This is a genomic window from Paenibacillus sp. 2TAB19, from assembly GCF_052115185.1.
Classification (GTDB): Bacteria; Bacillota; Bacilli; order Paenibacillales; family Paenibacillaceae; genus Pristimantibacillus.
The window spans coordinates 39,479-50,126 of record NZ_JBFRGE010000046.1 but is presented as its reverse complement, the minus strand read 5'-3'; the positions used below and the strand labels follow the sequence as shown (position 1 = coordinate 50,126).

9 protein-coding genes and 1 other RNA gene are annotated in these 10,648 nt (G+C 51.2%); 1 reads left to right on the top strand and 9 read right to left on the bottom strand.

Annotated elements, in window-relative coordinates; translation table 11 throughout:
- The first annotated feature begins 189 nt into the window (after positions 1 to 189).
- Positions 190 to 978, top strand: a complete 789-nt coding sequence (locus AB4Z33_RS19960) for a nucleotidyltransferase domain-containing protein (protein ID WP_442051575.1) — start codon at positions 190 to 192, stop codon at positions 976 to 978.
- A gap of 43 nt (positions 979 to 1,021) precedes the next feature.
- On the opposite strand, the gene ssrA is transcribed toward AB4Z33_RS19960, so the two are convergent.
- The 9 genes from ssrA to tpiA form a co-directional block, all read right to left on the bottom strand.
- Positions 1,022 to 1,387, bottom strand: a transfer-messenger RNA (tmRNA) gene (ssrA, locus tag AB4Z33_RS19955).
- A gap of 236 nt (positions 1,388 to 1,623) precedes the next feature.
- On the bottom strand, positions 1,624 to 2,103 hold the full coding sequence (gene smpB, locus AB4Z33_RS19950; protein WP_442051574.1) for an SsrA-binding protein SmpB: 480 nt from the start codon (positions 2,101 to 2,103) through the stop codon (positions 1,624 to 1,626).
- Positions 2,104 to 2,257: 154 nt separating this feature from the next.
- The gene (locus tag AB4Z33_RS19945) at positions 2,258 to 2,458 is read right to left on the bottom strand and encodes a cold-shock protein (protein WP_028609190.1); all 201 of its coding nucleotides are present in this window, start codon (positions 2,456 to 2,458) and stop codon (positions 2,258 to 2,260) included.
- Positions 2,459 to 2,726: 268 nt separating this feature from the next.
- Positions 2,727 to 5,567, bottom strand: a complete 2,841-nt coding sequence (rnr, locus tag AB4Z33_RS19940) for a ribonuclease R (protein WP_442051573.1) — start codon at positions 5,565 to 5,567, stop codon at positions 2,727 to 2,729.
- A 173-nt stretch (positions 5,568 to 5,740) separates the two neighbouring features.
- Positions 5,741 to 5,977, bottom strand: a complete 237-nt coding sequence (secG, locus tag AB4Z33_RS19935) for a preprotein translocase subunit SecG (protein WP_337103538.1) — start codon at positions 5,975 to 5,977, stop codon at positions 5,741 to 5,743.
- 98 nt (positions 5,978 to 6,075) lie between these two features.
- Positions 6,076 to 6,861 (bottom strand): sugar phosphate isomerase/epimerase family protein, encoded by a 786-nt coding sequence (locus AB4Z33_RS19930; protein ID WP_442051572.1) that lies wholly within the window; start codon positions 6,859 to 6,861, stop codon positions 6,076 to 6,078.
- Between the two features lie 148 nt (positions 6,862 to 7,009).
- Positions 7,010 to 8,302 carry a phosphopyruvate hydratase gene (eno, locus tag AB4Z33_RS19925; protein WP_442051571.1) on the bottom strand — a complete coding sequence of 431 codons (1,293 nt, stop codon included), beginning with the start codon at positions 8,300 to 8,302 and terminating at the stop codon, positions 7,010 to 7,012.
- 47 nt (positions 8,303 to 8,349) lie between these two features.
- Positions 8,350 to 9,888 (bottom strand): 2,3-bisphosphoglycerate-independent phosphoglycerate mutase, encoded by a 1,539-nt coding sequence (gpmI, locus tag AB4Z33_RS19920; protein WP_442051570.1) that lies wholly within the window; start codon positions 9,886 to 9,888, stop codon positions 8,350 to 8,352.
- Position 9,889: 1 nt separating this feature from the next.
- A complete protein-coding gene (tpiA, locus tag AB4Z33_RS19915; RefSeq protein ID WP_442051569.1) occupies positions 9,890 to 10,645 on the bottom strand; it encodes a triose-phosphate isomerase in 756 nt (251 codons plus the stop codon).
- Between the last annotated feature and the right edge of the window lie 3 nt (positions 10,646 to 10,648).

Sequence of the window (10,648 nt, the reverse complement as noted above, 5' to 3'; positions counted from 1 at the left end):
TCATGGTATTGGTGGAGGCGAGGGGATTTGAACCCCCGTCCGAAGATCACGCCACACAGGCTTCTACGGGTGTAGTCACAGTTTTGATTTCACCCGAGTATCGCCCAGTTTATAATTGACAAAGTTCATATGAAATGATAAATTGGCGTAATACCCATTTTTTGGGTCATGTTATAAGGGGTGCTTTATATGCTTTTACCTGTACACGAACGATTCGTGTGTCAAGCAAAGGAAAAACTAAGTCAAGATCGACGAGTTCGAGGTCTCCTTGCTGGTGGTTCGATGATGACGAACACCATGGATGAGTATAGCGATTTAGACCTTATCATCGTATATGACTCAGCCTACCAGGAGCAAATCATGAATCAACGGCTTCTCATTGCAGAAGGATTGGGCAAATTACTTTCTGGATTCACAGGTGAACACGTTGGTGAACCTCGTGTGGTTATTTGCTTATACGGACCAGAGCCACTGCATGTAGATCTTAAATTTGTAACATTGGAAGAGCTTGAAATACGAATTGAAAACCCGCTTATTTTATGGGAAAAAGATCAGGAAATCAGTAAAATCTTTAATGAAACCTCTCCCTCACATCCATACCCTAATTCACAATGGATAGAGGACCGCTTCTGGGTCTGGATCCATTACGGCGCCACGAAGCTGGGAAGAGGAGAATGGTTTGAATTGATCGATCATATTACATTTATTCGCAGTGTTGTATTAGGTCCTTTGGTTTTGATGCGTAATGGTCAACTACCTAGAGGCGTTAGAAAGCTGGAACAGTATGGCATCAGTGAAATAGAAGAACTAAAAAAGACCATCCCTTTACACGGTTTCGAGAGTTGCTACCATGCGTTAAAAAGCACTATCCACCTCTATCAACGCTTACGTCAACATTCTGATGTACTTATAAAAGAAGAAGCGGAACATGTTGCTATTGCTTACCTTGAAAAGGTGTATACTTCGTTGATTAATTAGAATGCAAAAAGAGCACCTAATACGGTGCTCTTTCTCATGGTATTGGTGGAGGCGAGGGGATTTGAACCCCTGTCCGAAGATCACGCCACACAGGCTTCTACGGGTGTAGTCACGGTATTGATGTCACCCGAGCGTCGTCCCGTAACCGACTACGCGTTGGGTCAGCCTGATTATCTTCTTCCGTCGACCCCAGGCGGAGACCGAAGCGGCGTATCCCACTACTTGTTAGCCCCTAGTCTAGTCACATGGGCGATGCTAGGTAGGAGCACGCTCACAGGTTATTAAGCTGCGAAAGCGTAGTTTTGTTGTTGTTTGCCATTTAATTGGCTTTAGCGTTGATGAAGCAGACGACTCCCTGCTACCCGCAACCCGCGCTCGTACAATCCCCGTCGAATCCAAGAACGCCCCCATCTTGGCATAAACGGCTGACCGTTGAAATTCATTCAACCTCAAGCGTTTAGCGTCAATGAAGCTTCAGGATTAGCGAGCAACAACAGCTGCTTATTATCCAGCAGATCTGTTATTGATCAGTTGAGCTTGCGTTGTATTGCCTTTGCTACTGCTTTAGTATAACACGAATTTCCGGCTAATGCTCGTCATTGTTGTTGGCAACAATGGCTGGGATCATCCATGGTAATGCTGCAACTATCTGGCGACCTTCTGCTTCTCGCGCAGCGCACGCTGAATATCGCGTTGTGCATCGCGCTTAGCAGCCGTATCGCGCTTGTCATACTGTTTCTTACCTTTACCTAGACCGATGAGCAGCTTCGCATATCCATTGCGCACGTAGATCTTAAGCGGCACGATAGCATAGCCTTCTTGCTTGGACAGACCGTATAGCTTGTGGATCTGAGCCTTATGCAGCAGCAGCTTGCGCGCCCGAGTTGGGTCGGTGGGATTATGGATATTGCCTTGCTCGAACGGACTAATATGCATGTTATGAATGAAGATTTCGCCATTGCGAATCGTTGCGAACGCATCGCTTATATTGGCTCTGCCGTTGCGCAGCGACTTGATCTCCGTGCCCGTAAGCACCATTCCCGCTTCAAAGGTATCTTCGATGAAGTAGTCATGGGAAGCTTTCTTATTCTGGGCTAATTGCTTGCCGTCGGCTTTCTTGCCCATGCCGGTCACCTCAACTTTGCAGCGTAAAATGTTTATATTCAGAAATTTATTGTAGCAACTTTGTAAGCGGAATGCAAGAAGTTGCCAATCCCCTGTATACACAAAAACCGTCCTTAGCCAAAGCTAAGGACGGTTCCGTTCAACGAGTAAGCTATTACAGCTTAACTACGTTTTCTGCTTGTGGTCCACGGTTGCCTTGAACAACGTTGAACTCAACGCGTTGGCCTTCTTCAAGAGTTTTGAAGCCTTCGCCAGTGATTGCGGAGAAATGTACGAATACATCGTTGCCGCCTTCAACTTCGATGAAGCCAAAACCTTTCTCTGCGTTAAACCATTTAACTGTACCTTGTTGCATGTGTAAAACCTCCAAAAAAATAATATTAATATGCGCCTGGTTTGTCTTTAAACAAAAAATTCACACATTGGAAAGGGTTTCATGACTATAATGACACCCTTTTCAATATGTGAATTCAGGTTCATATCATCGATTGACTTGAGTATACTATTCCCACAATTAAAAAGCAAGCGACAAGCCCAAATATAAATATAATTTCCCAATTCGTCCAAAACACGGCGCACCCGGTAGGCCTCCCGAACGAGTGCGCCGCTAACCCTTTAATCGCTTATTTACGCTTCTTCCGGACGAAGGCAGCTGTCGCGTTGCCGCCTCCCCCTCCGCTCTTCTTCTTACGTTTCTTCTTGCCTTCACCCCCGCCGGCAGCATCAGGTCCTGGCTGACTGCCGCTCGAACGGTTGGCATTGAATACGCCGCCAGACGTCGCGTTCTTCCGCTTACCTCCGCCCTGACCGCTGCTGCCGTTCCTGCTGAAACCAACCGAATGGCCGCCGCTTGATGATGAACTGCTGCGACCTCCCCGGATCGGCAAGCCCCACATGTCGGTTTGCTGCTTTTTGCCGCCTTCAGCAGAATCGCCTCGCGATTGCGACTCCTGACGATCACCTGCAGCTCCATCGGGGATCTTCCACGATGCCCGATCCTCGCGTCCTGGTTCGTTACCCGCAGCACCAGCTCCTACAGCGCCTGCCCCGTTACCGCCGCGCCCGCGTCGCTTGCCGCCTTGGCCGCCGCCAGTCGCCACCCACGGGTTACCCCCGTGGCCGCCAGTTCCACCTCCGACTGCGCCTCCGCGCCCCGCGCCGGCGCGACCACCGCGACCGCCCGCTCCGCCTGAGCGGTCTCCGCCGCGGCCGCCCTCACCGCGGCTGCCATAGCCGCCGCGCTTCTTGCCGCCGCGCCCGCCGACGCCGAATCCCGCGTCGGCAATACCCTTCATCGCGCCGCTCCGCGGCTTCATATCGACGAGCTCGAAGTCGATCGTATGATCCGCCATGCTTACGCGCGCGATCCGGATCTTCACTTCATCGCCGATGCGATAGATTTTCGACGTACGCTCACCGATGAGAATCATGTGCTGCTCGTGGAAGTGGTAATAATCATCCGTCAGATCGCTCAACCGAATGAGACCCTCAACCGTATTCTCCAGCTCGATGAACATGCCGAAGCTCGTTACGCTGCTAATGATACCTTCGAACTCTTCGCCTACTTTATCGAGCATCAGCTCACATTTCTTAAGCTGCTCCGTATCGCGCTCGGCATCGACCGCCACCCGCTCGCGCTCGGAGGAGTGCTGCGCAACTTCCGGCATTCTAGCCGTCAGCGCCTCATGCCGCGCTTCCGTCAAATGTCCGCCTCCCTCAATCACCTCGCGAATGATACGGTGGATGACAAGATCGGGGTAACGACGGATCGGCGACGTGAAGTGCGAATAGAATTCAGCAGCGAGACCGAAGTGGCCAAGGCTTTCCGCATCATACTTCGCTTGCTTCATCGAACGAAGCATCATCGTCGAGATGACCGTTGCTTCCTTCTTCCCTTGTATCTCTTCCAGCAACGTCTGCAGCGCTCGAGGATGAACGGAATTGCCTTTACCCTTCACCACATAGCCGAAGTTAGAGGCGAACTGCATGAACGTAAGCAGCTTCTCCTGATTCGGGTCTTCATGGATTCGATATAGGAACGGCACGCGCAGCCAGTGGAAATGTTCGGCCACTGTCTCGTTCGCTACAAGCATGAATTCCTCGATAATCTGCTCAGCTACCGAACGTTCGCGTTTAACGATATCGACCGCCTTACCCGTCTCATCGACGATAACCTTCGACTCCACGAAGTCGAAGTCGATTGCGCCGCGCTTCATCCGCTTCGAACGAAGCCGCATCGCAAGCTGCTCCATTAGCGCGAACATGTCGAGCAAATCCGCATAACGCTCCTTAAGCTCCGTCTGCGGCTCTTCATCGGTCGCCGTTAGAAGCTTCTTCACGTTCGTATACGTCATACGCTCTTTCGTGCGGATGACGCTCGTGAACACATCATGCCTAACGCGCTTCAGCGTCTTCGCATCAAATTCCATTTCGCACGACAAAGTCAGCCGGTCGACTTTCGGATGCAGCGAGCATATTCCATTCGACAATCGATGCGGCAGCATCGGAATAACGCGGTCCACCAAATAAACGCTGCATCCGCGCCGATACGCTTCCTGGTCAAGCTCAGACTTCTCCCGCACGTAGTAGCCGACATCGGCAATGTGTACGCCAAGCAGAAAATTACCGTTCTCCAGCCGCTTCACATGTACCGCATCGTCCAAGTCCTTCGCATCTTCACCGTCAATCGTCACGATGACCTCTCCGCGAAGATCGCGTCTGCCCTGCTGAACGATCTCTTCCTCCGTAATCTCATCCGGAGCAGCGTCCGCTTCCGCCATCACCTCATCGGGGAAACCTTCCGGCAATTGATGCTTGCGAATAATCGACAAAATATCGATGCCCGGGTCATCCTTATGCCCGAGTACTTCGACAATTTCCCCTTCGGCAGCGGAACGGCCTTCCGGATACGACACGATTCGCACGACGACCTTCTGGCCCGAAACCGCACCTTCAAATCCGCCCTTAGGAATAAAAATATCGCGATTGATCCGTTTGTCATCAGGCACAACGAACGCATACGATTCGTGATTCTCGAACGTGCCGACGATTTGCGTAACCGCACGCTGGACGACCCGAACGACCTCGCCCTCCATCCGTCCGCCGCCCTCGCTCTTCGACGTAATGCGGACAAGCAATATATCGCCGTTCATGGCGCTTTTCAAGTCATTGGCATGAATATAGACATCAGGGTGATCCTTCTCGTCGGGCAACAGGAAACCGAAGCCTTTCGCATGCGCCTGCAGCTTGCCTCTCAGCAGATTCATCCGTTCCGGTACGCCATACAGCTCATTGCGCGTACGAACGATCTTCCCTTCATCCTCCAGCTGGTTGAGCAGCTTTAGAAATTGCTTGAATTCCTCTGCGCCTTCAATACCGAAGTGCTTCTCAAGCTCTTGATAGGTCATCGGCTTATATGCCGTTTCCCTCATGAAATCAAGCAATTCCTGCTCGTAATTTGTCATTATCGCTATTTCTCCTCATACGCCTGCCGCAGTATTCTAGTATAATCTKCAACAGGTTGATAGATTATCATATACCATGTAGTATACACGAAATGGAAGCCATACATCCGCGACAATGTGCAGAAATACAAAAAAAGCAGGGATATCTCCCTGCTTTCCGCATGATCATTCAATTATTGTTGTACGAAGTAAGAAACGACCAATGCCAGGACGAAGAATCCAACTGCCAAAATGATCGTCAAGCGCTGCAAGAACAAATCCAGACCGCGCGCTTTTTGTTTACCGAACAAGTGCTCAGCTCCGCCCGTGATTGCTCCGGACAAGCCAGCGCTCTTACCCTTCTGAAGCAAAACAACGCCAATAAGGCCAAGTGCGAAAATGACAAGCACAATTTTCAAAGCGATTTCCATTTATTCCACCTCCAGCGTAGGTGCTCCGTAAAAAACACATAAGCTGATTTTATCATAGCTGGGCACAGATTACAATAGGACAACCAAGTACCCGGATGTCAGACGTAACCCAATTTTCGGAAATATTCAAAATTCACTCGCGCGCTTTCAAGCGAACTTACCTCAAACTGCTCTTGCTCAACAAAAATATAGGCAATACCGGCGCTGTCTGCTGTACGAATCAGCTTATCGTAACCAACCTTGCCTCGCCCAACCTCTATATCTTTGCGGCCATCCGTGAAGTCCTTCGCGTGAATCAGTTTGATTCGATCTTTGAACTTGTGTATATAAAGATCCGGTTCATACCCAGCCATATGCACCCACCCAAGATCCAGCTCCAGCGTCATAAGCTCCTTCGGCATTTGCTCCATCAGATGCTCAAGCACGGTCTTGCCTTCAATCAGCTTGAATTCATCCTCATGATTATGGAAGCCGTACTTCATCCCCATCTCCTTGACCTTCAATCCGCATTTGGTGAATACGTCGACGAGATGCTTCACATCATCCATTAACGGCTCCTCCGGCAGCGGTGCCCACGGTGTAATGATAAAGTCGAAGCCCACTTCCTTCGCATACTCGAGCTGTGCCGAAAACTCCGAGAGCATATTCGGCATATCGTTGAAGTTCAGTGCGATATGCGCCGATGGCGCCGACAGACCAAGAATCTTCAGCTTATTCATCAGTTCCTTGGCCGGCACGTTGAAAAACCCGGTAAGCTCGACCGCTTTGTAGCCAATCTCCGCAACCTTCTCTAACGTTCCAAGGAAATCAATTTCCGCTTCATCGCGCAGCGAATACATTTGCATGCCAATGATCGGCTTGTCTTGCACTCTCTCTTCCTTCATTCCCATTTCCTGCACCTCTGCATATCATCAGTATGAAATTAGATTCCCCCTCTCGGACGCCGTTCATAACCTGCAACAACGCGCATAAAAAAAGAAGACGGCACAAGGCCGTCTCCCTCTTACGCTTAAGAAGCTTGCTTCAAGCGTCTTATTTGAAGTTTTTCAAGTTGTAGAATGCTGCTTTGCCGCCGTATTGAGCAGTCGAACCAAGTTGGTCCTCAATGCGAAGCAATTGGTTGTATTTCGCAACGCGGTCCGTACGGGACGGAGCGCCTGTTTTGATTTGGCCAGCGTTTGTAGCAACAGCAATGTCAGCGATTGTGCTGTCTTCGCTCTCGCCGGAACGGTGGGAGATAACTGCCGTGTAACCAGCGCGTTTAGCCATTTCGATCGCGTCGAATGTTTCAGTAAGCGTACCGATTTGGTTAACTTTAACGAGGATCGAGTTGCCTACGCCTTTTTCGATACCGTCGGACAGACGCTCTGTGTTCGTTACGAACAAGTCATCGCCAACGAGTTGAACTTTGCTTCCAAGTTTCTCGGTAAGCAATTTCCAACCATCCCAGTCGTCTTCGGAGCAGCCGTCTTCGATCGATACGATCGGGTACTTGTCTACCCACGAAGCAAGCAGGTCTACGAACTCGGCAGGGGAGAACGATTTGCCTTCGCCGGCAAGCACGTATTTGCCGTCTTTGAAGAATTCAGTCGAAGCAACGTCCATACCGAGGAATACGTCAACGCCTGGCTTGTAGCCTGCGCGCTCGATAGCGGAGATGATTGTCGTGATTGCTTCTTCGTTCGAACCGAGGTTAGGAGCGAAGCCGCCTTCGTCGCCTACAGCTGTGTTAAGGCCTTTGTCATGCAATACAGCTTTCAGGTTGTGGAAGATTTCAGCGCCGATACGAAGCGCCTCTTTGAAGCTTTCAGCACCGACAGGAAGAACCATGAATTCTTGAACGTCGATGTTGTTGTCAGCATGCTCGCCGCCGTTGATGATATTCATCATCGGTACAGGAAGCGTCTTAGCGTTGAATCCGCCAAGGTAAGTGTAAAGAGGTACATCAAGAGCGTCAGCTGCAGCGCGAGCTACTGCCATCGATACGGCAAGGATCGCGTTAGCGCCAAGCTTCGCTTTGTTAGGCGTACCGTCAAGTTGGATCATTTTACGGTCGATTGCGACTTGATCAAGAGCGTCAAGACCGATTACTTCAGGAGCGATGATTGTGTTCACGTTCTCAACGGCTTTCAGAACGCCTTTGCCGAGGAAACGGGATTTGTCGCCGTCGCGAAGCTCAACAGCTTCGTAAGCGCCAGTCGATGCGCCGGATGGCACGATCGCGCGGCCTTTGCCGCCGGACTCAAGGGATACTTCTACTTCAACAGTTGGGTTGCCGCGGGAGTCAAGAACTTCGCGTGCGTATACGTCAACGATAATAGACATGGATAAAACACTCCTTTTTATTTGTTAAATTTGATTGCTACCAAGCATTACTTGTTGATTAAAGTCGAGCCCGTCATCTCAGCAGGCTGATTAAGCTCGATCAGATCAAGGAACGTCGGCGCGATGTCGGCTAGAATACCGCCATCACGAAGCGTTGCGCCCGCTTTCGTTACGATCAATGGAACTGGATTCGTCGTATGCGCCGTAAACGGACGGCCATTCTCGTCGAATACCATATCCGCATTGCCGTGGTCAGCCGTAATAATGCATACGCCGCCTTGCGCCAGCACAGCTTCTACGACTTTGCCCAGACATTCATCCGTCGCTTCAACCGCTTTGATCGTCGGCTCCAGCATGCCGGAGTGACCGACCATGTCGGGATTCGCGAAGTTCAGAATAATCGCATCGTGTTTACCGGATTCGATCTCGCGAACAGTTGATTCCGCAAGCTCGTAGGCGCTCATCTCGGGCTGCAGGTCATAAGTTGCGACCTTCGGCGAGTTGATCAGCACGCGTGTCTCGCCCGGAAGCTCCGCATCGCGTCCGCCGCTAAAGAAGAACGTGACATGCGGATATTTCTCGGTTTCAGCCGTACGAAGCTGCTTCTTGTTGTTCTGCGCGAGCACTTCGCCAAGCGTGTTGTCGAGGTTCTTCGGTGAATACGCAACGTAGCCGCCTACGGTTTCACTGAACAGCGTCAAGCAGACGAAGTAAAGGTTAACCGGGTGGCTCTCGCCGCGCTCAAAGCCGCGGAAGTCCTCGTTCGTAAATACTTGCGACAATTGAATCGCGCGGTCAGGACGGAAATTGAAGAATATGACAGCATCCTCGGACTCCACTAAACCGACCGGCTTATTGTCTTCGCCTACGATAACCGTTGGCATAACGAATTCATCATAAACCGATTTCTCATACGATTCAACTACCGCTTTGATCGGATCGGTATATTGAGGTCCGTCGCCGTATACCATAGCGCGGTAAGACTTCTCCGTACGCTCCCAGCGCTTGTCGCGGTCCATCGCGTAATAACGGCCTTGTACCGTCGCGATGCGTCCTACGCCAACCTCTTCGATCTTCGCTTGCAGGCGCTCCAGGTAACCCTTCGCGCTGTCCGGCGATACATCGCGTCCGTCGAGGAAAGCATGGATGTATACGTCTTCGAGTTCTTCCTTCTTCGCCAGCTCCAGCAGGGCGAACAAGTGCTCAATGTGGCTATGAACGCCGCCATCAGAGAGCAGACCGTAGAGATGAAGCTTCTTGCTGTTTTTCTTCACATGGTTCACAGCGCCGAGAATCGTTTCGTTCTCGAAAAATTCGCGGTCACGAATCGACTTGCTGATCCGCGTCAAATCCTGGTACACGATACGTCCGGCGCCGATGTTCAAGTGACCAACCTCGGAGTTGCCCATTTGACCTTCCGGCAAGCCTACCGCTTCACCGGAAGCCGTCAGCGTCGTGTGCGGATAAGTAGACCAGTAACGATCGTAGTTCGGCTTATTCGCTTGCGCAACCGCATTGCCGGTTACGTCGTCGCGAAGGCCGAAGCCGTCAAGAATAATTAGTGCTACAGGTTTCGGAGCAGCCATCTTACTTGGCCCCCTCGACCAAAGCGATATAAGAAGCAGGCTCAAGGCTTGCGCCGCCGACAAGTGCGCCGTCGATGTCCGCTTGGCCCATGTATTCCGCTACATTGTTCGGCTTCACGCTGCCGCCGTATTGGATGCGAACCGCATCAGCTGTCGCTTGGTCATACAGACCGGCAACTACGCCGCGGATATATCCGATAACGTCTTGCGCATCTTCGGAAGTCGACGATTTGCCTGTTCCGATTGCCCAGATTGGCTCGTAAGCGATAACGACTTCAGCCGCTTGCGCAGCCGACAGCCCTTGGAATGCCGCTTCGGTTTGCACTTTGCATACGTCTTTCGTTTGTCCAGCTTCACGCTCTTCAAGCTTCTCGCCTACGCAGACGATCGGCAGCAAGCCGTTCTTGAAGGAAGCATGAACTTTCTTGTTCACGATCTCATCCGATTCCGCGAAGTAAGCGCGGCGCTCGGAGTGGCCGATAATAACGTATTTCACGCCAAGATCCTTCAGCATAACGCCGCTGATCTCGCCTGTGAATGCGCCATTGTCTTCGAAGTGAACGTTTTGCGCGCCGATTGCGATCGACGTGCCTTTCGCTGCTTCAACAAGGGCAGGAAGCGTCGTGAATGGTGCACAGATTACGCTCTCCACGCCGTCTACTTCTGCTTTGCCTTTAATTTCGGAGAAAAAGGATACCGCTTCGGAAACGGTCTTGAACATTTTCCAGTTGCCCGCAATAATCGGTTTTCTGCTCATGCT

Coding starts and splice junctions, on each gene's coding strand:
- AB4Z33_RS19960 (WP_442051575.1), top strand. CDS start 190: ATGCTTTTACCTGTACACGAACGATTCGTGTGTCAAGCAAAGGAAAAA.
- AB4Z33_RS19945 (WP_028609190.1), bottom strand. CDS start 2,458: ATGCAACAAGGTACAGTTAAATGGTTTAACGCAGAGAAAGGTTTTGGC.
- secG (WP_337103538.1), bottom strand. CDS start 5,977: ATGGAAATCGCTTTGAAAATTGTGCTTGTCATTTTCGCACTTGGCCTT.
- eno (WP_442051571.1), bottom strand. CDS start 8,302: ATGTCTATTATCGTTGACGTATACGCACGCGAAGTTCTTGACTCCCGC.
- AB4Z33_RS19930 (WP_442051572.1), bottom strand. CDS start 6,861: ATGAAGGAAGAGAGAGTGCAAGACAAGCCGATCATTGGCATGCAAATG.
- smpB (WP_442051574.1), bottom strand. CDS start 2,103: ATGGGCAAGAAAGCCGACGGCAAGCAATTAGCCCAGAATAAGAAAGCT.
- rnr (WP_442051573.1), bottom strand. CDS start 5,567: ATGACAAATTACGAGCAGGAATTGCTTGATTTCATGAGGGAAACGGCA.
- gpmI (WP_442051570.1), bottom strand. CDS start 9,888: ATGGCTGCTCCGAAACCTGTAGCACTAATTATTCTTGACGGCTTCGGC.
- tpiA (WP_442051569.1), bottom strand. CDS start 10,645: ATGAGCAGAAAACCGATTATTGCGGGCAACTGGAAAATGTTCAAGACC.